Source organism: Streptomyces sp. NPDC096324 (genome assembly GCF_044763015.1).
Classification (GTDB): Bacteria; Actinomycetota; Actinomycetes; order Streptomycetales; family Streptomycetaceae; genus Streptomyces.
Genome location: NZ_JBIWFK010000009.1, coordinates 266945 through 288490, shown reverse-complemented (window position 1 = coordinate 288490; position 21546 = coordinate 266945). Strand labels below are relative to the sequence as shown.

17 protein-coding genes are annotated in these 21546 nt (G+C 72.9%); 8 read left to right on the top strand and 9 right to left on the bottom strand.

What is annotated here, in order from left to right; translation table 11 throughout:
• Positions 1 to 91: 91 nt before the first annotated feature.
• From ACIQ7M_RS26255 to ACIQ7M_RS26240, 4 genes are all read right to left on the bottom strand, one after another.
• Positions 92 to 1915 (bottom strand): choline/carnitine O-acyltransferase, encoded by a 1824-nt coding sequence (locus ACIQ7M_RS26255; protein ID WP_403648630.1) that lies wholly within the window; start codon positions 1913 to 1915, stop codon positions 92 to 94.
• The gene (locus ACIQ7M_RS26250; protein ID WP_355770705.1) at positions 1912 to 2757 is read right to left on the bottom strand and encodes a class I SAM-dependent methyltransferase; all 846 of its coding nucleotides are present in this window, start codon (positions 2755 to 2757) and stop codon (positions 1912 to 1914) included. The genes ACIQ7M_RS26255 and ACIQ7M_RS26250 overlap by 4 nt, the downstream gene beginning before the upstream one ends.
• 88 nt (positions 2758 to 2845) lie before the next feature.
• Positions 2846 to 3715, bottom strand: coding sequence for an arpA protein (locus ACIQ7M_RS26245; RefSeq protein WP_355770703.1), 870 nt, complete (start codon positions 3713 to 3715; stop codon positions 2846 to 2848).
• A 259-nt stretch (positions 3716 to 3974) separates the two neighbouring features.
• On the bottom strand, positions 3975 to 4874 hold the full coding sequence (locus ACIQ7M_RS26240; protein ID WP_403648626.1) for a phosphotransferase family protein: 900 nt from the start codon (positions 4872 to 4874) through the stop codon (positions 3975 to 3977).
• Positions 4875 to 5084: 210 nt separating this feature from the next.
• Between ACIQ7M_RS26240 and ACIQ7M_RS26235 the strand changes: the two genes are divergently transcribed.
• Positions 5085 to 6479, top strand: coding sequence for a hypothetical protein (locus ACIQ7M_RS26235; protein ID WP_403648623.1), 1395 nt, complete (start codon positions 5085 to 5087; stop codon positions 6477 to 6479).
• A gap of 108 nt (positions 6480 to 6587) precedes the next feature.
• Here the strand turns inward: ACIQ7M_RS26235 and ACIQ7M_RS26230 are convergent, their stop codons facing one another.
• Both ACIQ7M_RS26230 and ACIQ7M_RS26225 read right to left on the bottom strand, forming a co-directional pair.
• Positions 6588 to 6872 (bottom strand): hypothetical protein, encoded by a 285-nt coding sequence (locus ACIQ7M_RS26230; RefSeq protein WP_355770692.1) that lies wholly within the window; start codon positions 6870 to 6872, stop codon positions 6588 to 6590.
• Positions 6873 to 7113: 241 nt separating this feature from the next.
• Positions 7114 to 8265: a TDT family transporter gene (locus ACIQ7M_RS26225; protein ID WP_403648620.1), complete on the bottom strand. Its 1152-nt coding sequence runs from the start codon at positions 8263 to 8265 to the stop codon at positions 7114 to 7116.
• Positions 8266 to 8360: 95 nt separating this feature from the next.
• Here ACIQ7M_RS26225 and ACIQ7M_RS26220 point away from each other — a divergent pair, with 95 nt between their 5' ends.
• Positions 8361 to 9284 carry a LysR family transcriptional regulator gene (locus ACIQ7M_RS26220; RefSeq protein ID WP_403648617.1) on the top strand — a complete coding sequence of 308 codons (924 nt, stop codon included), beginning with the start codon at positions 8361 to 8363 and terminating at the stop codon, positions 9282 to 9284.
• 238 nt (positions 9285 to 9522) lie between these two features.
• Here the strand turns inward: ACIQ7M_RS26220 and ACIQ7M_RS26215 are convergent, their stop codons facing one another.
• Both ACIQ7M_RS26215 and ACIQ7M_RS26210 read right to left on the bottom strand, forming a co-directional pair.
• Complete coding sequence (locus ACIQ7M_RS26215; RefSeq protein ID WP_403648614.1) at positions 9523 to 10203, bottom strand: gamma-glutamyl-gamma-aminobutyrate hydrolase family protein; 681 nt, start codon at positions 10201 to 10203, stop codon at positions 9523 to 9525.
• A 195-nt stretch (positions 10204 to 10398) separates the two neighbouring features.
• Entirely contained in the window at positions 10399 to 11136 is a 738-nt protein-coding gene (locus tag ACIQ7M_RS26210) for a FadR/GntR family transcriptional regulator (protein WP_403648611.1), read from the bottom strand.
• A gap of 77 nt (positions 11137 to 11213) precedes the next feature.
• On the opposite strand from ACIQ7M_RS26210, the gene ACIQ7M_RS26205 reads away from it, so the two are divergent.
• From ACIQ7M_RS26205 to ACIQ7M_RS26190, 4 genes are all read left to right on the top strand, one after another.
• Entirely contained in the window at positions 11214 to 12584 is a 1371-nt protein-coding gene (locus ACIQ7M_RS26205) for a glutamine synthetase family protein (protein WP_403648608.1), read from the top strand.
• Positions 12585 to 12682: 98 nt separating this feature from the next.
• Positions 12683 to 14038, top strand: a complete 1356-nt coding sequence (locus ACIQ7M_RS26200) for an aldehyde dehydrogenase family protein (RefSeq protein ID WP_403648605.1) — start codon at positions 12683 to 12685, stop codon at positions 14036 to 14038.
• Positions 14035 to 14826 carry a 3-oxoacyl-ACP reductase gene (locus tag ACIQ7M_RS26195; RefSeq protein WP_361679419.1) on the top strand — a complete coding sequence of 264 codons (792 nt, stop codon included), beginning with the start codon at positions 14035 to 14037 and terminating at the stop codon, positions 14824 to 14826. The genes ACIQ7M_RS26200 and ACIQ7M_RS26195 overlap by 4 nt, the downstream gene beginning before the upstream one ends.
• A gap of 129 nt (positions 14827 to 14955) precedes the next feature.
• Entirely contained in the window at positions 14956 to 15873 is a 918-nt protein-coding gene (locus ACIQ7M_RS26190; RefSeq protein ID WP_386988181.1) for a DUF2510 domain-containing protein, read from the top strand.
• A 66-nt stretch (positions 15874 to 15939) separates the two neighbouring features.
• Here the strand turns inward: ACIQ7M_RS26190 and ACIQ7M_RS26185 are convergent, their stop codons facing one another.
• The gene (locus tag ACIQ7M_RS26185) at positions 15940 to 17142 is read right to left on the bottom strand and encodes an amino acid deaminase/aldolase (RefSeq protein ID WP_355772864.1); all 1203 of its coding nucleotides are present in this window, start codon (positions 17140 to 17142) and stop codon (positions 15940 to 15942) included.
• Between the two features lie 2224 nt (positions 17143 to 19366).
• Between ACIQ7M_RS26185 and ACIQ7M_RS26180 the strand changes: the two genes are divergently transcribed.
• Both ACIQ7M_RS26180 and mycP read left to right on the top strand, forming a co-directional pair.
• On the top strand, positions 19367 to 20200 hold the full coding sequence (locus tag ACIQ7M_RS26180) for a hypothetical protein (RefSeq protein WP_403648600.1): 834 nt from the start codon (positions 19367 to 19369) through the stop codon (positions 20198 to 20200).
• The gene (gene mycP / locus ACIQ7M_RS26175) at positions 20197 to 21501 is read left to right on the top strand and encodes a type VII secretion-associated serine protease mycosin (RefSeq protein ID WP_403648597.1); all 1305 of its coding nucleotides are present in this window, start codon (positions 20197 to 20199) and stop codon (positions 21499 to 21501) included. Before ACIQ7M_RS26180 ends, mycP begins: the two co-directional genes overlap by 4 nt.
• Positions 21502 to 21546 lie beyond the last annotated feature (45 nt).

The following is a 21546-nucleotide window of genomic DNA, read 5'->3' as shown; positions in this document are numbered from 1 at the left end:
GGCCCGGTTCGGGACGGGCCGGCCACGGGAGCATGCCGGGCCGCCGGACCGTGGTCCCCGACCGGGAGTCCCGGTCCGGCGGCGGATCCGTTCAGTCCTCGGGCCGCCCGGACGCCAACAGCTCCCGGAGTTCGTCCATCGCCTCCCGGAGCCGGTCGGCGAACGTCCGCATCTGCGCGGCGACCGCCGACGGCGTGCTCAGGTAGAGGTTGAACCGCTCGGGCAGCAGGACATAGGCGATGCCGATGCACTGGCTGCTGGTCGACCCGAAGCCGAAGTACTGGATGTTGACGGACGGCGCGGAGCTGGTGCTCAGGTAGTCGTCGCGCATGGTCGACCAGCCCGGCGTCCGGTACAGCGCGGGCTGCTCGGTCACCCCGAGCTCGGCGCCGCGCCGGCGCTGGATCAGCTCCAGCTCCCACAGGTGCTGCTCCGGCACCTGCCCGGCCTGGCACGCCTTCGCGCGCGCCACGTGCGCCTCCGTGGCCGCCCGGAACGCGGTGCGCCGGGTGTCCGCGTCCGCCGCCGGGTCCTCCATCGCCGCCACGAAGGCCAGCATCTCGGGGGTGACGACGCGCATCGCCTCGGTCCGCCCGTGCCGGTACTGCCGGGTGGCGATCGACTCGTACGTGGCGCCCAGGTGCCCCTTGGCGCGCTGGTGGGCGAGCTGGTAGGCGGCCTGCACGAACGCGTCCGGCGAGACCCCCAGCACCTTGGCCGCGCTGCTGCCGAAGTCCGCGAACGACAACGTGCTGGTCGCGGTGTCCTCCCCGTACGCCGCGAACGCCTCGGCGGCGGAGCGCGCCTGGTCCCGCAGCGCGTCGTCCAGTTCGAACACGATCGGTTCCAGCGCGGGCAGCCCCTGGGAGCGCGCTCCGGACTGCCGGGACTGCTCCTCGGCAGGGGTGTCGAGCAGGGCGTCGGTGAAGGTGAGGATCGTCGTCCCGTCCAGCTCGCAGTGCTCGACGTTGATGCCCGCCCGTCCGTCGGCGAAGACGACGAAGGTCACGGCCTTGTCGAACCAGCGGTTGCCGCGGTCGCCGTACAGCAACTGGTCACAGGCGTCCTGGACGTCCGCGGGGGCGAAGTCCTCCAGCGCGACGCAGAACAGCGCGGTCTCGACGTCGTCGAGGGCGTCGGCGTTGCGGGGGTGGCAGGCGAGCAGGGACTCCCGGGCGGCCGCCCACTCCGCGCGGGCCATGGTGGTGAGGTGGCCCACCGAGGTGTCCGCGCCGGCCGGTTCGGCCTTCATCACGGCGCGCAGCCCCGCCTCGATGTCCTCCAGGCTGTGCGGGACACCGTCAGGACCCAGCACGTCCAGCCGGAACATGCCGCCCCGGAAGAACACCACGACGTGCCGGGCCCCGGACGGGCCGGGCCACTCCTCGGTGTAGGGCGCGCGGACGGTGTCCTGTTGCGCGCCGGGGATACGCGTGGTGGAGAACAGGAACTTGTTCTGCACCATCGACTGCGGTGCTCCCCGCTGCACCACCGGTGGAATCAGCCCCTGATCGAGCCGCCGCTTGTAGTTGAGGGCCCCGGCGACGAGCCCGGCCGCCCGCTCCACCTGCGCCTGGCCGGAGTCCCGGAACAGGAAGAAGAAGTTGGCGTTGAGCGCGATCCGGTCCCGCCGGCCCAGGTAGCGGTACGGCCAGAAGACGTCGAGCCAGCTCTGCACGCCCTCCGTCGTGTCGTACTCCTCCAGCGCGGCGTGCAGCACCCGGCCGGGGCCGCCGGGTCGGAGGAAGGCGGCGACCTCCGCCTCGGTCGCCGACCGCTCGTCGGCGGTCAGCAGCGGCGTACACCAGGCGAGAAACCTCTCGCAGCTCGCTTCCAGCGTGGGCAGCGGCACACGCGGGAGGCTGTCCTCCTGGGCGAAGGTCGCGTTGTCCGCGCCATCCTGACTGGTCTTCAACTCTGTTCTCGATTCGGATCGTCGGTACCTGTGATGTCGTACGGCCGGGAAAGGTAGAGCTGTGCGTACAGCCAGCCTTCCGCCTCCAGACCCCGCGGATCCACCCCCGCGGCCGACATGCTGTCGAGCACGAGCGCCTGCTCCTGCGGGGAGGCGAACCGCCGCTGTCTGAACACCTCGTCGACGCGGACGGTCCGGTAGCCCAGACCCGCCAACGCGCTTTCGACGGGGTCGAACGGGAACATCCGCAGCACGAAGTGCGCCATCCAGGGCCGGTGGACGCCCTGCGCCCGGACGACGCGCGTGAGCGTCCGCTCGGTGACGTAGCCGACGCAGCCCGTCGAGATCACCAGGTCCGTGCCCGAGAGCTGGGCGCGCTGCCCTGGCGTGGGCTCGCACTCCTCCAGGTCGGCGTGCACCACGTCGTCGAGGAACCCGGCCTCACGCGCGTAGGACAGCGCGCTGCCGGAGGTGTCGAGGCCGACGAAGCGGATCGCCTGCGGGGGCCGGCGCGACCGGGCCAGTTCCCGGTCGCGGGCCAGGAGGGACTCGCGGCTCTCCTCCGCGCGTTCCTCGTCGCCGTAGCGCGCGTACAGCTCGTCCATGGTCGCGTCGTACTTGAGCAGGGCGGCGTTGATCCCGTACGAGCAGCCGATGTCCAGCACCTTCGGGACCGCGACCTGCCGGGACTCCCGGTATTCCGTGATGATCTTGGCGAAGTAGGGCTTGGCCTCCTGCGGAACGCCGTAGTCGAGCGGGCGCAGCACCCTGAAGTAGGTTCGCGGATCGGGCTGGTCGTAGATGTGGTCGAGTGTGACTTTTCCGGTCACGTCGAAACGCACAGGGCTCACTCCTCCGTGGGATCGCGCAAGGGGAAACGGCCTACGGCGACTAGGTGTTCTCGCCGCCCGCCAGGGCCGAAGCGGGCGACTAGTCCAGGAGCCCGTCGCCGCGGACCGCCCGGCCCTCGGCCGCCAGGTGCTCGGGCAGCACCCGGCCGAAGAGCTGCCGGGTCCGTTCCACGCTCCCGATGACGCCGGGGCGCTCGCTGTAGGCGAATATCGCGGAGTGGCGCGCGATCTCGCCGTGCACCGGGCTCACGCGGTGCAGCGAGTAGCGCCCTTTGAACAACTGGAGATCGCCCGGTTGCAGGGGGAGGCGTCGGATCAGCCGCTCGCCCCGGCCGTCCACGACGTCCCGGACGTCGTCGAAGTTCTCGTCCCGCGCGGTCCGGATGTTCGGGCAGTACTCGAAGTCGCCGCCGGACTGCGCCTGTTGGGTGAGCATGCTCACGGTGAACTCGTTGGTGTCGAAGTGCCAGGGGTGTTCCATGCCCGGCGCGACGACGTTGAGAACCAGCCCGGAGAGCGGGTCCGCCAGCTCGTGCAGTTCCGGCAGTTCGAAGCAGCGGGCGACGAAGTCCCGGAACACCGTGTCGGAGTAGAGGCGGCTGATGAGCGAGTCCGCGGGGACGCGGTCCCGCGCGACGAACGCGTTGCCCCGCTCGAAGGTCCTGCGGCCCGGATGGTCCTCCGGCAACGCCGAGTCCACCGCGATGTTGTAGACGTTCACGGTCTCGACGTCGTGGTGCGCCCGGGGCGCGATGGCCGAGCACTCCTGCCGCAGTACATCGCGCAGCGACGGACGGATGAAGTCCGGCAGCACGGTGCAGCCGAGAGCCGACAGTTCGTGCCGGGCACGGGAGACCACGGCCTGTCCGCGGGGGCTCGTGAGTTCCGACAGGGGATAGCGGGCCATGTCGACGACCTGATCGAGCGTCAGGGCTTCCAAAGAGCGCATTCGATCCTCTCCGCACGCGGGCCGCCCGGCCGGACCCACTCTCAGCGCCTCAGCAACTCGGCTGGCACGACGGGCACTTGAAGTTCCCACAGTGACGCCGCGTTGTCTGTGACACGTCACACTGCCCAACTGTGTGCTCCAGCATGCCTCCGTGGGCTCGACACGGGCCGGGTCGCCGTGCAGGTGCCGCGGGGGTCGGCGCACCCTGAGCGGGGGCCGACCGGGCCGTTCCCGACCGGGTCCGCTCGACATGAGGCGGCTATGCCGGAAACAGCCATTGCAGCGCGGCGAGGCTCTTGTCGACGTACTTGCCCTGTTCCGTCTCGATGCCGTGTGCGAGGTCCTCGAAGACACTGCACCTGGCGTAGAACGTGGCGCGCTCGCCGAGAGCCGCGAGGTCGTCGGCGTCGGTTCGATAGCCGCTGAGGGCGGCGCGGGTGGCAGCGGGGCCGAGATCGCGGTGGAGAAGCCCGAAGTCGTAGGCCGGATCGACGATGGCGGCATCGCTCCAGTCGATGATGCCGGTCACCGTCCATGCGACCGGGTCGATGAGAACGTGTTCGATCCCCAGATCGTTGTGGGAGAACGCCGGGGTCCATTCGTCGTGCGGTGGTGCGGCCTCCAGGAACGCCTCGACGGGTCGACGGTAGGCCGCCGGTATCCGCCCGGCCACCGTCACATAGGTCTCCGCGGCCTCATGCAGCCACGCGGCCGACGGCTGGTGGTCCGCGTCCACCACACCGGCCAGCCGTTCGACCGGAACAGCGTGCAGCGCGGTGAGCAGTCCACCGAGCGGGGCGGCGATCGACGCGCCGTGGGCCGATCGCCGGTGCCGCGGTATATCCAGCAGTGGCACGCCGGGGAGCTTGCGGTACGCCAGACATCCCTGCTCCGCGACCGTGAACGCCGGTTCGGGGACGGGCAGCGGCGAGATACCGGCTACGGCGGCGAGCACGCGTGCCTCCCGGCCCACCAGCGCGGTCCGCCGTGCCAGGTCGGGCTCCTTGCTGAAGCGCACGACCAGCTCACCGTTGACCTCGTACGCCAGGTTGTCCTGGCCCTCACCGAGCGGCACGACGGAGTCGATCCGACAGTCGCGCAGGTGCCTGACCACGACGCCGTGGACGTCGGCGAGGCGGTCGCGGCCGCGACTGGTCATGTGCCGAGTATGGCACCCCTCCAGGCACGGAAAAGGGCCGGTGAAACCTGCTGGGTGATCTATGCCAGGCCGTGTTCAAGGACTCCGGAAGGTCGCTCACCATTCTGCGGATGCGCGGCGGAGCATGATCACCGACGTTGACCTTGGATACGTGGCATGTGCACACTCTGCGGGCCCGCGACGGTCGCCGGCGTGCAAGGAGGCCCCGCCATGTACGGAGATCGCGGTCACCGCGAGACCCTCGCCGCGATCGCGAGAAATCCCGCGGCGCCGGCCGACGTTCTGACCAGGCTGCTCTGCGAGGAAGCCGCCTCGGCCTGGAACACGATCGCCTGGCGCGCTCTGCCGGACGAGGTGGTCGACGCCATCGTCGCGCATCCCGACCGCAGGCTGCGGAGTGCGCTGACGGAGAACGTCTCGGTGTCGGCGGAACAACGTGCCAGGCTCGTGAACGATCCCGATCCACGCGTCCGCCTCGGGCTGGCCCTCGGACCCGGCTGGTTCCGGATCCCTACGCCACCCCTGCCCCTGGCCACTCAGCAGCGGCTGCTCGCCGACCCGGAACCGGGAGTCCGCCGAAACGCGGCCTTCTGCCACGACACCGCCCCGAGCCTGGTCGCCGGGCTTGCCGACCACCAGGACGCGAACCTCCGACAGGCAGCCTGCCGCCAGTGGACCTCGCTGTCCGAGGACACCCGAAGCCGTCTGCTCCACGACGCCGCTGACGAAGTCCGCCGAGCGGCCATGTTGGAGGCTTGCCGCGATGACGCGGCCTGCACGGACCTGCTTCTCGACGCAGGGATCGGCGGCCTCGACCGGTGGCGAGTGATCCGGTGCGGAGCCATGAGCAGGTCGACCGCCGAACAGCTCGCGGCAAGCACCGAGGAGCAGGACCGCCGAGAGTTGGCGGCCAACCTCGGCGTTCCCATCGACATCGTCAGGCCGTTGGCGAACGACGACGCGCACGGAGTCCGGCTGGCGGTCTCGGTACGCCCCGAGTTCACGGAGGCCGAACGCGCCGCCATCGATGTCACCATCAGCCCGTCCGACCGGCTCCATCCCGTCGAATGGGTTCGCCTCTGTGCTGATCCCGACGTCCTGCTCCAGTGCGCCAAGTCGGCCAGCACCCTGCTGCGGCGCAGCGCCGCCTACAGCCGGCACCTGCCTGCCGAAGCCGTCGACCTGCTCTCGAAGGACGACGACTACGCCGTACGGCTCCTCCTGTGCGAGAACCAACCGACCGTCGACGGCGAGGTCGTGCTGCAGACGTATCTCGACTGCAAGGTCATCACCAAGGGCGCTCTGCTGGGCCACCCGAACTTCCCGGGCGCGGGCAGCGCGCAACGCTTCGCCGACGACCCGAATCCAGAGCTGCGACGGCTGGTGGGGATGGACCCCGAAGCGCCCGTCGACGCTGTGACCCGGTTGCTCTCCGACCCCGACGTCCGTGTACGTGCCATGGCGGCCGGGCACCCCGCACTGCCAGTCGATCTCATCCTCGAAAGCCGCGGGAATCCGGAGACCTCCTCCAGCGCCCTCGGCAACCCGAGCCTTCCCGCGGAAGCCATGCACGCATACCTGGATGACGCGGGCATCCCTCGCTAGTCGCACCAGCTCGTCTCAGGTACGAACGGCCACCGAGTGGGCGGAGGCGTTGATCAATTCCCGGCAGGTGCGGGCCCGGGAGGCTTCATGTGGCCGGTCCGAACGCTGTCATGCGGAAGCGACCACCTCGCCGGCCATGACCTGGGGAGGGTTGGGGAGCAGTGACGCAAGGTTGTCCCGCACGAAGTCCGCGGCCCTCGAGATCGATTCCTCGGCACCGGCCCGGTCCCGGAAGACGCTGGTCGAGACCATCACCCCGTCCCCGGCGTCGATCCAGTAGTAGGCCACGAAGCCGGGGACCTGGCGCATGAGTGCCACGAACCCCTCGTTCACGAGACGTGCCGCCTCGGCCGAATCGGTCACCCCTTCGTACCGCCGGACTGCTGCGTACATCGCCAAGCTCCTCACGGCGTTGCGGGTTCGTTCTCTGCTGAGACGTCGTACCCCTGCGACGGCTGCCTGGCTCATGAGGCGTCCGGCCGTCACCTGAAGGGCCCCCTCGGGTGATCCGAACGGCGGCCGCCGGCCCGGACACCCGGCCCCGCGCATGTCTGCCACGAGAGGGCATCGACGTGGAGCAGAGCAGCCTCGGGCGGTGACTGCCCGCAGCGTGGAAGAGGCCGTGAACGGTGCTTCAGCGAGGCGCCGCGAGCAGCTTGCCGGTGAGCAGGCCGTGGGTGGTTCGGGCCGCGGCCACCGACCAGGCGGTCAGCAGGAGGGCGTACAGGGCGACGGCCAGCACCTCGAAGGCGGCCAGACCGGTGTGCCGGGCCAGGGCCTCCGCGCCGGTGACGCAGGTGCCCACCGGGAAGGTGAAGGCCCACCAGGTCATCGCGAAACCCATGCCCTGGCGGCGGGCCCGTACGACCATCGCGACGGCCAGCGCGAGCCACAGCAGCGCGAAGCCCAGCACGGGGACGCCGTAGAGCACGGCGAGGAGCGCGAAACCCTGGTCGTAGGGGGCAGGCACGACGCCGGGGGCGACGTCCGCGAACTTGCCCACCGCGGTCGTCGACTGGCCCAGCGGGCCGAGCACGAGGAACAGCGTCGGGGTGAGCGCGAGCGGCAGCGGACCCGAGGTGACGAGCCGGGCGAAGACCATCGGCAGCATCACGAAGGTGGCCACCAGGCTGATCCCGAACATCGCGACACAGGCGAGGAGCAGCGTCTCCCGCGGCTGTCCGGCCGGCAGGTGCGGAACGAGGAGGGGGCCGAGCGCGGCCGACACCATCGGGGCGACGATCGGCAGCAGCCACACGGGGGAGGCCTGTCCGGGCTCGATGCGATGCCGTACGACCATGAGGTACGGGACGGCCACGGCGGCGGTGAGTCCGATCAGCGTCCCGGCGGTGAACAGGACGGCGTCCACGGCGAGGGCCGCCGATGTCCCGATCCAGTCCCGGCCGACCAGCAGAGTGCCGCCGCCCACGGCGAGCAGGGCCATCGACAGGCAGCCGTAGAAGGGGGCCATGGCCGGGTCGAGGAGGTGCGCGCGGGCCTGGTCGCGGTGGTAGGTCCAGTGCAGGGCGCGGGCGGTGAGCAGCGAGAGCAGCAGGGCGAGCGAGAGGGCCCACACGGCGGTGCAGGCGGTGCGCAGGCCCGGGACGTCCCCGGGAAGTCCGGCTCCCGCCGTGGCCACGATCGCCGTACCCATCACGGAGGCGTACCAGTTCGGGCCGAGATGCCGGACCGCGGCGACGGCGCGGTTTGCCGGGACACGGGGGGTGTTCGTGTCGGGGACGATTCCCGCCTGATGGGCGGACAGGGGCTGGGCTGCGGTGACCATGACACCACGGTCGTCCGCCCGGGGGCTCCCCACCAGGGAGTGCGGGCCTATGACGGCATAAGCTGGCTTTATGAGCAGCAGCGCTGAGGATCGTCATGAGTAGCGGTGCTGAGGATCGGCCCGGCGCCGGGATCGCGCACCGGGTGCCCGACCTGGGTGCGCTGGAACTGCTGCTGGCGGTGGCCCGCCTCGGCAGTCTCGGGCGCGCAGCACGGGAGGTCGGGATCACCCAGCCGGCGGCCAGCAGCCGTATCCGTTCCATGGAGCGGCTGCTCGGGGTGGCGCTCGTCGACCGGTCGCCGCGCGGGTCCCGGCTCACCCGCGAGGGGGCGCTCGTCACGGACTGGGCCCGGCGGGTGGTGGACGCGGCCGAGGCCTTCGACGCCGGGGCGCAGGCCCTGCGCGACCGGCGAGACTCGCGGCTGCGGGTGGCCGCGAGCATGACCATCGCCGAGTATCTGCTGCCCGGCTGGCTGATCGCCCTGCGCGCGCAGCGTCCCGACACGGCCGTGTCGCTGCTCGCCGGGAACTCCGTCGCCGTCGCCGAGCGGCTGCTGGCGGGCGAGGCGGACCTCGGTTTCGTCGAGGGGCTCTCGGTGCCGTCCGGTCTCGACGCCACCGTCATCGCGCACGACCGGCTGATCGTGGTGACGGCGCCCGGGCATCCCTGGGCGCGTCGCCGGGCGCCCCTCGCGGCGGCGGAGCTGGCGGCCACGCCGCTCATCCTGCGGGAGGAGGGGTCCGGTACGCGTCAGGTGCTCGACGCCGCCCTCGGTGGGCTCGCCCGACCACTGATCGAGCTGTCCTCCACGACGGCGGTCAAGGCCTCCGCCGTCAGCGGCGCGGGACCCGCCGTCCTGAGCGAACTCGCCCTGGGCGAGGAGCTGTCCGCCCACCGGCTGGTGGGCATCCCGCTCGCCGACGTGCGGCTCACCCGCGCCCTGCGGGCCGTCTGGCCGAAGGGCCACCGGCCCACCGGGCCGGCCCGCGATCTGCTGTCCCTGACGCGGGGTGCGTAGCGGGACGGATTTTTTCGCCCCCTCCGCCCCTTCCCGTCCCGTTCCCGGGGGCGCTGCCCCCGGACCCCCGCTCCTCAATCGCCGGAGGGGCTGAACTTTTCCCGCCGGAGAGTTTCAGCCCGTCCGGCGATTGAGGGCGAGGCCGTCAGGCCGAAGCGGGGGGCCGGGGGCAGCGCCACCGTGGTGGGACGGGTAGGGGCGGAGGGGGCGAGCGGCGTTGGTGCGGGGCCCGGTCCGTTCAGGTCGCCGCTGTCACCAGGCCCCGCATCACCCGCACGTCGTCTCCCATTTCCGGGTGCCACTGGACTCCCAGGACCCAGGCGGAGCCGGGGAGTTCGATCGCCTCAACGGTGCCGTCGGCCGCGTGCGCCGAGGCCAGCAGGCCCGCGCCGAGGCGGTCCACCGCCTGATGGTGGTACGTCGGCACGGCGCACGGCTCCGGTACGAGCCCGGCGTACCGCGTCCCCGGTACGGGTGTCACCTCGTGGTGTCCGATGACGCCGGTGTCCTTCACATGCCCGTCGAGGTGCTGGACGAGCGTGCCGCCGAGGGACACGTTCAGGAGCTGGTGACCCCGGCAGATGCCGAGGAGCGGGGTGCCGGAGTCCAGCGCGGCCCGGATCAGGGCGAGTTCCCAGGCGTCGCGCTCCGGGGCGGGCGGGCCCGTACGCGGGGAGCGCTCGGCGCCGTACCGGGCGGGGTCGACGTCGGGGCCGCCCGCGACGACCACCGCGTCGAGCCGGGCGACCGTCTCGCGCGCCAGGTCCGGATCGTCCGGCGGCAGCATCACGGCCAGTCCGCCCGCCCGCTGCACGAGCCGCGGATAGCCGGCCGGCAGCAGCGCGGCCTCCAGCTCCCACACGCCCCAGCGCGCCCCGGCCTCCAGATACGTGCTCACACCGATCAGCGGCCTGCCCACGCGCTACTCCCTCGGATCCGGATCGCCACCACGCCCACGAACGGCGACGGCTTCCATGGCGGCAATGGCGTCCACGGCGTTCATGGCCTCCATGGCCTCCATGAGTTCCATGACGTCATGGCTTCAATGGAAAGGTCTCATACCTTTGCGGGGCGGGGGAGCGGAAACACAGAGGCTCCACGCGTCACTTCCCGCTCATGCCAGGAACCCCCGCAGCAGTGCCGCCGTGCCCGCGCAGTGCTCCCGCATCATCTCCCGGGCACCGTCCGCGTCCCCGTCGAGCACCGCCTCGACGATCGCGGTGTGCTGGCGCTGCGAATGCTCCAGATTGCGGACGAGGAGCGGGATGCAGTCGAGGAGGTCGTTGACGCCGGCGCGGACGGCCGCGTACCGCGCGGTGAGGGACGGGGAGCCGCACAGCTCGGCGAGGGTCAGGTGAAGCATGGTGTCCAGGCGCCGGTACTCGGCCAGCGGGGCGTCGTTCGTCCGCTCCAGCGCCTCGCGCAGCCGCAGCGCCTGGTCCGCGCCGAGCCCGTGCGTCGCGCACAGCCCGGCCGCGCCCACCTCCAGGACCTCGCGGAACCGCAGTACGTCCTCGATGTCGACCGCGGCGACCCGGCGGCGCAGCTCGTGCTCGCCGGGTGTGTCCGTGCGGGCCAGCACGAAGGTGCCGCCGTACCGGCCGCGCCGCGACTCGACAAGACCCTGGTCCTGGAGCACTTTCAGGACCTCGCGCAGCGTCACCCGGCTGATGCCCAGCCGGTCGGCCAACTCCCGCTCCGAGGGCAGCCGTTCGCCGCCCGGAACCAGGCCGAGCCGGACGATCTGGAGGATCTGCTCCAGTGCCTCCTCGAAGCCGTTGCCCGCCCGCACCGGCCGCAGGACCGGCGTCAGCCGGTCGTCCGTCCCACGGTCGGGTTGCGCCCGCGTCATCAGGTCGCGCCCCCTTCCCAAGCAATGGTTCTCCGCAATACCTTATGGCCCTCGGCTGACCCAAGGAGGCTTTTCCGGTGGCAGACCGCACACCCCCGCTCTCCGTCGACGAACTGCGCGTCCTCGTCGAGGCCGGTGACATCGACACGGTCGTCCTGGCCTTCCCCGACATGCAGGGGCGGCTCCAGGGCAAGCGGTTCGCCGCGGCCTTCTTCCTCGACGAGGTCCTGGAGCACGGGACGGAGGGCTGCAACTACCTCCTCGCCGTCGACACCGACATGAACACCGTCGACGGATACGCCATGTCCTCCTGGGACCGCGGCTACGGCGACTTCGCCATGCACCCCGATCTCACGACCCTGCGACGCGTGCCCTGGAACGCTGGCACCGCCCTGCTCGTCGCCGACCTCGCCTGGAACGACGGCTCCCCGGTCGTCGCCGCGCCCCGCCAGATCCTGCGCCGCCAGCTCGAACGCCTCGCCACGCTCGGCTACACCGCCCAGGTCGGCACCGAGCTGGAGTTCATCGTCTTCAAGGACACCTACGAACAGGCCTGGGACAGCGGCTACCGGGGGCTCACCCCGGCCAACCAGTACAACATCGACTACTCCGTCCTCGGGACCGGCCGCATCGAGCCCCTGCTGCGCCGCATCCGCAACGAGATGCAGGCCGCGGGCCTCACCGTCGAGTCCGCCAAGGGCGAGTGCAACCCCGGCCAGCACGAGATCGCCTTCAAGTACGACGAAGCCCTCGTCACCTGCGACCAGCACGCGATCTACAAGACCGGCGCCAAGGAGATCGCCTCGCAGGAGGGTGTCTCCCTCACCTTCATGGCCAAGTACAACGAGCGCGAGGGCAACTCCTGCCACATCCACCTCTCCCTGGCCGACGCCGACGGCACCAACGCGATGGCGGGCTCCGCCCAGGACCCCGGCGGCATGTCGGAGGTCATGCGCCACTTCCTCGCCGGACAGCTCGCCGCGCTGCGCGACTTCTCCCTCCTGTACGCGCCCAACATCAACTCGTACAAGCGATTCCAGCCCGGCTCCTTCGCGCCGACCGCCGTCGCCTGGGGACACGACAACCGCACCTGTTCGCTGCGCGTCGTCGGTCACGGCCGGTCCACACGCTTCGAGAACCGGCTGCCCGGCGGCGACGTCAACCCGCACCTGGCCGTCGCCGGACTCGTGGCGGCCGGCCTGTACGGCATCGAGCGGAAGCTGGAACTGCCCGAGGCCTGCTCGGGCAACGCCTACACCGCCGAGTACGCGCACGTCCCCACCACCCTGCGCGAGGCCGCCGAACTCTGGGAGAACAGTCCGATCGCCCGGGCCGCCTTCGGCGACGAGGTGGTCGAGCACTACCGCAACATGGCGCGCGTCGAACTGGAGGCCTTCGACGCCGCGGTGACCGACTGGGAGCTGCGCCGCTCCTTCGAACGCATGTGAGGACCCCCTTGCCGCACCCGCACGCATCCCAGCCACCCGCATCGCCATCACCCGCGTCGCACCCGTCCACCTCACCCCCGAACGGCCATGAACTCCTGGTGCTCGACCCGGCCACCGAGGAAGTCGTCGCCACCGTCCCGGCCGCCACCGCACAGGACGTGGCGGACGCCGTCGTACGGGCCGGCCGGGCGCAGGCCGGATGGGCCGCCCTCGCACCCGCCGACCGGGCCAGGCTGCTGCGCCGCTTCGCCTCCGTGGTCGACGCCCACCTCGAGGAACTGGCCCGCCTGGAGGTCCGCGAGGCCGGACACACCCTCGGCAACGCCCGCTGGGAGGCGGGCAACGTGCGCGATCTGCTCGACTACGCCGCCGGGGGAGTCGAGCGGCTGACCGGCCGTCAGATCCCGGTCCCCGGCGGCCTCGACATCACCCTCCTCGAACCGCTCGGCGTCGTCGGTGTCATCGCGCCCTGGAACTTCCCGATGCCCATCGCCGCCTGGGGCACCGCACCCGCCCTCGCCGCGGGCAACGCCGTCATCCTCAAACCCGCCGAGACGACCCCGCTCACGGCACTGCGGCTGGCCGAACTCGCCCTGGAGGCGGGCCTGCCCGAGCACCTCTTCCAGGTCCTGCCCGGCGCCGGGCCCGTCGCGGGCGACGCGCTCGTCTCCCACCCCGGCGTCGCCAAGATCGTCTTCACCGGGTCGACCACCGTCGGCAAGCGGGTGCTGGCGAAGGGCTCCGCCCTCCTCAAGCGCGTCACCCTCGAACTCGGCGGCAAGAGCCCGAACATCGTCTTCGCCGACGCCGACATCGAGGCCGCCGCCGCCTCCGCCCCCATGTCCTTCCTCGACAACTCCGGCCAGGACTGCTGCGCCCGCACCCGCATCCTCGTCCAGCGCTCGGTCCACGACCGCTTCCTCGAACTCCTCGCCCCGGCCGTCGAGTCCGTCGTCGTCGGCGACCCCTCCGACGAGCGGACCCAGATGGGCCCGCTGATCTCCGCGGCCCAATTGGAACGCGTACGGTCCTACGTCGACGCGGACGCCCCCGGCATCCGGGGCAAGGCCCCCGGGGGCCCCGGGTTCTGGTTCCCGCCCACCGTCCTCACCGGCGTCGAACCCGGCGCACGCGTGGCCGTGGAGGAGGTCTTCGGCCCCGTCGCCGTCGTGCTCCCCTTCGAGGACGAGGCCGACGCCGTCCGGCTCGCCAACGCCACCGACTACGGCCTGTCCGGCTCCATCTGGACCCGCGACGTCGGCCGTGCCCTGCGCGTCTCCCAGGCCGTCCGCGCCGGCAACCTGTCCGTCAACTCCCACTCCAGCGTCCGCTACTGGACCCCCTTCGGCGGCTACAAGCAGTCGGGAATCGGCCGTGAACTCGGCCCGGACGCTCTCACCGCGTTCACCGAGACCAAGAACGTCTTCATCAGCACGGAGGGTCCCGCACAGTGACTTCAGACACCCCCGAGACCATCTGCCGCCGCCTGGTGGGCCGCACCGCCGTCATCACCGGCGCAGCCAGCGGCATCGGCCTCGCCACCGCGCGCCGGCTCGCCTCCGAGGGCGCCCACGTCGTCTGCGGCGACATCGACGAGCAGCACGGAAAGGCCGTGGCCGCGGAGGTCGGCGGAACCTTCGTCAAGGTCGACGTGACCGACCCGGAGCAGGTCGAGACCCTGTTCAGGACCGCGTACGACACCTACGGCTCGGTCGACATCGCCTTCAACAACGCGGGCATCTCGCCGCCCGACGACGACTCCATCCTGGACACCGGCCTGGAGGCGTGGAAGCGCGTCCAGGAGGTCAACCTCACCTCCGTGTACCTCTGTTGCAAGGCCGCCATCCCCTACATGCGCCGCCAGGGCAGGGGTTCCATCATCAACACCGCCTCCTTCGTGGCTCGCATGGGCGCGGCGACCTCCCAGATCTCGTACACGGCCTCCAAGGGCGGGGTGCTGGCCATGTCCCGTGAACTGGGCGTCCAGTTCGCCCGCGAGGGCATCCGGGTCAACGCCCTGTGCCCCGGCCCGGTCAACACCCCCCTGCTCCAGGAGCTGTTCGCCAAGGACCCCGAGCGGGCCGCGCGCCGGCTCGTGCACATCCCGGTCGGACGGTTCGCCGAGGCGGACGAGATCGCGGCGGCCGTCGCGTTCCTCGCCAGCGACGACTCCTCCTTCGTGAACGCCACCGACTTCCTGGTGGACGGGGGCATTTCGGGCGCGTACGTCACACCGCTGTAGCGGAGACGGTGGGTCCGCGGGGAGGGCGGCCGCCGGTCGCGCCCGACCCGCGGACCCTGTGCGACCGGCGCTCCGAGGACGTCCTGATGCCGTGGCGAACACCGCCCGCCACGGCACTAGAGTGCCGGGATGAGCATGACGCCTCCTCCCGGCTGGTACCGCGACCCGTCGTACCCGCTCGTCGAGCGCTGGTGGGACGGAACCGCGTGGACCGACCACCGGCGTCAGCCCGAGACCCCGCAACAGCCCCTGATACAGGCCCCGTCGCCCGGCGGATCCGGCTCCGGCCGGGCCAAGGCCGTCGCCCTCGTGACGGCCGCCGTCGTCCTCGTGGCCGCGATCGTCACCGGCGCCGTACTGCTGCGCGACGACGGCGGTGACGAGGCCGCGACACGGACCGACTCCGCGACCGCGTCGCCCACCCCGTCCGACGACCCCGCACCGTCCCCGTCCGGCGCCTCGCCGTCCGCCGGTGACCCGTCCGTCGTCGTGGACGAACTCGACGGCATCACCTTCCCGGTCCTCGACGGCTGGGCGAAACCGCAGTACGTCGCCGACCACGACACGGTGCTGACGACCCCGAGGACCTACGACTGTCCGGGCGACCCCGGTCTGTGCCGGCACGGCCGGGTCGACGTCCGTACCGCGACGGCCACCGACGAGACCTCGCCGAAGGTCCTCGCCGAGGGGGACATCGAGGACGCCGCCGACAGCGCGTACGGCCACGACCTCGTCGGCAGCCGGCCCTTCCGGGGCATCACCTCCCACCGGCTGGTGAAGTCCGGCTCGGTCGCCGTCGCCGGGCGCGCCGGGTATCTCGTGCGATGGAAGGTCACGACCGGTGTGGGGCCCGGGGGCTACGTCGAGTCGCTGGCCTTCCCGTCCAGCGTGGGCTCGCAGTCCCCGGTCATCGTCCGGTTCGCCGTCGACGCCGGCGCCGACGCGCCACCGGTGGCCGACATCGACCGGATCACCGAAGGCATCCGTTCGGTGGGCCAGAAGGACGCCGGCGGCGGTGTGGGCAGCAGCATCGGCCCGTCCGACTGAACGACGCCCACCCGGCCGGAGGGACGGACAGGCGTCGGCCGGGCCGGGCGGGCGTGGTCCCGCGGATCAGAGGAACGTGTGGCCCTCGCCGCGATAGGTCGGGACGGAGGCCGTGACCGTGTCGCCCTCCACGAGGTGCAGGGTGTCGAACCGCTCGCACAGCTCACCGGCCTTCGCGTGCCGGAACCACACCTTGTCGCCGATGAGCAGATCGTCCGCCGGGGAGCCGAGCAGCGGGGTCTGCACCTCGCCGGGACCCTCCTGGGGGTCGTACGACAGTCCCTCCGGCAGATACGGGACGGGCAGCCGGTCCGCGCCCGCGGCCCCGGACGCGGGGTAGCCGCCGCCCAGCACCGTCACCACGCCCACGCCCGGCCGCCGCACCACGGGCTGGGCGAACAGCGCCGCCGGGCGTCCGCTGAAGGACGTGTAGTTGTCGAAGAGCCTCGGCACGTACAGCCCCGAACCGGCCGCGATCTCGGTGACCGCGTCCTCGGCGGCCGTGTGCTGGACGCTTCCGGTGCCGCCGCCGTTGACGAACTCCAGGTCCGGCTCCACGGCCCGGACCGCCCGGACGACGTCCGCGCGCCGCTGGGCGAGCTCCTTGCGGGCGGTGGCCTGCATCAGCCGCACGGCACGCGAGCGCAGCGGCCGTCCCGAGACCGCGTCGCCGACACCGGCGATGTGGCCCTCGTACGCCATGATCCCCACCAGCTTGAAGCCCGGGGCGCGCTTGACGGCACGGGCCATCTCGGCCACCTGGGCGGGGGAGTACAGCGGCGAACGCAGCGCCCCGACCCGGACCCGGCCGCCGAACAGCTTGAGCGAGGTGTCCAGCTCCAGGCAGACCCGCACGACCTCGGTGCCGCCCTCGCGCGCCTCGTCGATCAGACGGAGCTGCGCCGGGTCGTCGACCATCACCGTCACCGCGGCGGCGAGCTTGGGGTCGGAGGTCAGCTCGGCGTAGCCCTTGCGGTCGGCCGACGGATAGGCGAGCAGGACGTCGTCGAAACCGGACCTGGCCAGCCACAGCGACTCGGCGAGGGTGAACGACATGATCCCCGCGAAACCCTCGCGTTCCAGGACGCGTTCCAGGAGGGTCCGGCAGCGGACGGACTTGCTGGCGACACGGATCGGCTTCCCGCCGGCCCGGCGGACCAGGTCGTCCGCGTTCGCGTCGAAGGCCTCCAGGTCCACGATGGCGACGGGGGCGTCGAGGTGAGCGGTGGCCCGGTCGTAGCGGGCCCTGTCGGCGGCACGGGCAGTCATGCACGAAGACTGCCAGACTCCATTACCGCAGGGTAGGGGGACGTTCCGGGCAGATGCCCCGGGGCCTCGGACTGGTTCCCGTCCGGGGCGCGTCAACCCGTAGAGTGACGCGGACGCAGGGAGGAACGACCTTGCCCCGGCGGGCCCTGCCCGGGGTGACGGTCTTCCGGCGCGGGTATGCGTGCCCGTGGCGACCTCTCGCGCGACACGAGACGGCTCGCCGAGTCACGGGGCGTCCGACAGCCCGGTGCGAGGAAACGGGGGGTGCATGAGTACGGAAGCGCGGCGCGCCTCGAATCCCCGGCGTCCCTCCACCCCTCCGGCCGCTGCCCCGCCGGCCCCCCTGACTCCGCCGCCCCCGGCCGACCCGCCGGCCGCTCAGGCTCCGGCCCAGCCCCCGGTTCCGGCTCCGTCGAAGCCCGTCCGGTCGCCCGGACCGGACCTCTCGGCCGGGGAGGACTGGTCCGCCGAGGAACCCCCGCCGGGCGCTCAAAGTTTCCCTTCCGGATTCGGGCAGCCCGCGTCCGACGGCACTCCGTCGGCCCCGCCGCGCCCCGCGAGCCCGCCCCGCGGAACGGTCCCGTCGGTGCCGCCCCAGCCCGTACGGCCCCCGTCCGCGCCGGAACGGTCCGCCGCACCGGAATCACCGGCGCCGAGGCCCACCTCACTGGTCCGTCCGAGAGCGGCCTCGACGAGCGGGTCCGGTCCCACCGGCGCCCCCTCGCCCGGCGCCCCCTCGCCCGGCGGCCCGGCGCCCACAGGCGCGGCCGGCTCACCGGGGCGGCCCGCTTCCCGCACGCCGGCAGGTCCCGCCGCACCCGCCGCCCCGGGTTCCGCCGCACCCGCGGCACCGGAGTCCGTCTCACCCGGCAGACCGTGGTCGACCTCGGCGGGTACGCCGGGATCCGATGAGCGACGGCCGGCTTCGACGGGTTCGGGGTCCGATGAGCGACGGCCGGCTCCGACCGGTACGGGGTCCGACGCGCCCCGAGCCGCTTCCCCGAGCGCACCGGGGTCCGACCCGCGACGATCCGCGCCGACCAGTACTCCAGCCTCCGGCGTGCCCGGCTCCGTCTCGTCAGGGGCACCGGGTTCCGCGCCGCGACGGCCGGCGCCGACCGGTACGCCGGGGTCGGACCCCTCGCGGTCCGCGCCGACCAGTACTTCAGACTCCGGCGTGCCCGGCTCGGTTTCGTCCGGTGCACCGGATTCCGCCCCACGACGGCCGGCGCCGACCGGTACGCCGGGGTCGGACCCCTCGCGGTCCGCGCCGACCAGTACTTCAGACTCCGGCGTGCCCGGCTCGGTCTCGCCCGGTACACCGGATTCCGCCCCACGACGGCCGGCGCCGACCGGCACGCAGGGGTCCGCTCCGGCCGGTTCGGCGTCCTCCGGTGTGCCGCGCACCGTGGCGCCGTCCACCGGGCCGCGCCCCGCGTCGGACGGTGCACCGTCGGACCGCCCGGTCCCGCCGTCGGTGGCTTCACAGCGCTCCGCGTCGGACGCCGCTCCGCAGGGTCCCGGATCCGCGTCGCGGCCGGAGGCCCGGCGCTATCCCCACCTGCGCCCCGAGGGCCGGCCGGGGACGCCGGCCCCGCCGCCCCCCGCGGCCTCCGCACGATTCCCGGACGCCCCGCCCGCGTCCGCCGCACCGGCACGCCCCGACGGGGCGCCGCACCCCGCGGGCCCGTCGCGGCCCGGCGGAACGCAGCGCCCCGCGCCCCGCCCCGCCCGGTCGTCGCACCCCGCCGCGCCGCAGCGCCCGTCCGAGCCCCCGCGTGCCTTCGAGGCTCCGCGCCCCTCGGAGTCCGCGCCACCGTCGGAACCCGCCCGGTCCTCGGACCCGTCGCGCCCCTCCGGCGCCGCGCGGACCCCGGAGTCCGCGCACCCGGCCGGGCTCCAGCGCCCTTCGGTCCCCTCACGCCCGTCCGGGATCTCGCACCCTTCCGTCCCTTCGCGTCCCTCCGGGCCCCCGCGCTCCGCCGATCCGGCACGCGCCGTCGAGCCCTCGGGTCCGTCCCGGCGGACCGCGGCGTCCGATCGGGCTGCCGAAGCCCCGGCGCCGGTCGGAGCGGCCGGGCCTGACCTCGGTCTCGGGGAGCGGTTCGGGGAGGTCACGCGGGAGACGTGGGCCGGGCGGGACGGAGCCGGTGCGGGCTCCGCGAGCGCCCCGCCCTTCATTCCGGCCCCGTCGCCGGCGGCGCCCGCCGAGGCCACCCCGGGCGTGCGGCGCCCCTACGTCTCGTTCGCGGAGCCCGAGACGTACGGCCGCGACACCGCGCGGACGCGTCCGTTCCGCGGGCGGATCCGGCCGGGTGCCGTGACCGCCGCGACGTGCCTCGTGCTCGGACTCGGCCTCATCGGCGGCGCGGTGACCGGCAGTTGGCTCACCGGCGACGACACGGACGCACCCGGTTCGCCCGGCGCGTTCACGGCCGCCGGAGGCCTCTGGCACAGCGTCCCCGTGGACCGGCTCTTCCCGCCGACCGTGCGCGGCGACGGCGCGGGCCCCGGCGGTTCCGACCGCACCTGGACACGGATCGCCGTCGCCCCCGACACCGGCTGCGAGGACGCCTTCGACCCGCTGCTGCGCCAGGCTCTCGCCCCCGTCGGCTGCCTGCGCCTGCTGCGTGCCACCTACGTGGACGCGACCCGCAGCCATGTCACCACCGTCGGCCTGCTGTTCACCAAGGCGGACGCGGCGGGCATGACCTCCCTGAAGGCCCGCTTCCGCAAGGAGGGCCTGGACCGGCGCACCGACCTGCTGCCCCTCCCGTACGCGGCGAAGGACACCGCCGCCGAGGGCTTCGGCAAGGCGCAGCGTGCCGCGTGGACCGTGTCCGTCCTGACGGACGCCCCCGTCGTCGTGTACGCGGTCTCCGGGTTCGCCGACGGGCGTACGGTCCCGGCCCCGCAGCCCGCCGCCGAGGCGATGAAGCCGGAGGCGACCACGGCCGCGGCCCAGTCGGGCCTCGGCCATGAGGCGCGGGGCCTCGCCGACCGGGTCGAGCGAGGCCTTCGCAAGACCGTCACCTCGTCCACGGAGGAGCCGTCATGACCCGCGACGTCGGCCCCGACGGCCGCACCCGGCAGCCCCGCACGACCGGACCCGCCGGCACGACCGGAGCGACGGCCCCCGTCGGCCGCCCCCGGCGCCCGGCCCGGACAGCCCGAGGGCTCCGGCTCTCCCGCAGGTCCGGTGCCCTCGCCGCGTTCCTCGCCGCCTCCCTCGCGCTGGTGCCCTCCGCCACCGCGCACGCCGACGGCATACGTGCCCAGCAGTGGGGCCTCGACGCGATGCACACGCAGCAGGCGTGGCGCACGACCAAGGGCAAGGGCATCACCGTCGCCGTCCTCGACACCGGCGTCGACGCCCAGCACCCGGACCTCAAGGGCAATGTGCTCGGCGACAAGGACCTGGTCGGTTTCGGCGCGAGCCGTGGTGACGTGACCTGGGCCCGGCACGGCACCGCCATGGCGGGCATCATCGCCGGGCACGGTCACGGGCCGGGCCACGCCGACGGCGTGATGGGGATCGCCCCCGAGGCGAAGATCCTGCCCGTCCGCGTCATCCTCGAGGACAAGGACCCGGCCCGCTCCAAGGCCCGCAACACCCGTGGCAACGCCCTCGCGGACGGCATCCGCTGGGCCGCCGACCACGGCGCCGACGTCATCAACCTCTCCCTCGGCGACGACTCCCGTTCGGCCCACCCCGAACCCGCCGAGGACGAAGCGGTCCAGTACGCGCTGAAGAAGGGGATCGCCGTCGTCGCCTCCGCCGGCAACGGCGGGGAGAAGGGCGACCACATCTCGTACCCCGCCGCCTACCCCGGCGTCATCGCGGCGACCGCCGTGGACCGCTACGGAACGCACGCCTCCTTCTCCACCCGCCGCTGGTACGCCACCGTCAGCGCCCCGGGCGTCGACGTGGTCATCGCCGACCCGGACGACCGGTACTACGAGGGCTGGGGCACCAGCGCGGCCTCCGCGTTCGTCTCCGGCGCGGTCGCGCTCGTCAAGGCCGCCCACCCGGGTCTGTCCCCGGCGCAGATCAAGCGGTTGCTGGAGGACACCGCCCGCAACGTTCCCTCCGGCGGCCGCGACGACTCCCGCGGCTTCGGCTTCGTCGACCCGGCCGCGGCCATCAAGGCGGCCGGCCGCATCGATCCGGAGGGCGGCCCCAAGGCGGCCAAGTACGGCCACGAGTACTTCGGCACGGGGCCCGACGCCCCCGAGGACGGCGGCGGTTCGGCCGACTGGGCCGCTCCCCTCGCGGGCGCCCTGGGACTGGGCCTGCTGGTGGCGGCGGTGTTCCTGTGGCGCGGTCGCAGACCCTCGAATCCTTTCGAACGGCCCTAGCCAGCAACGCCGTTCGGGACCCTCGCACCCCCGGCCCCGGTCGCG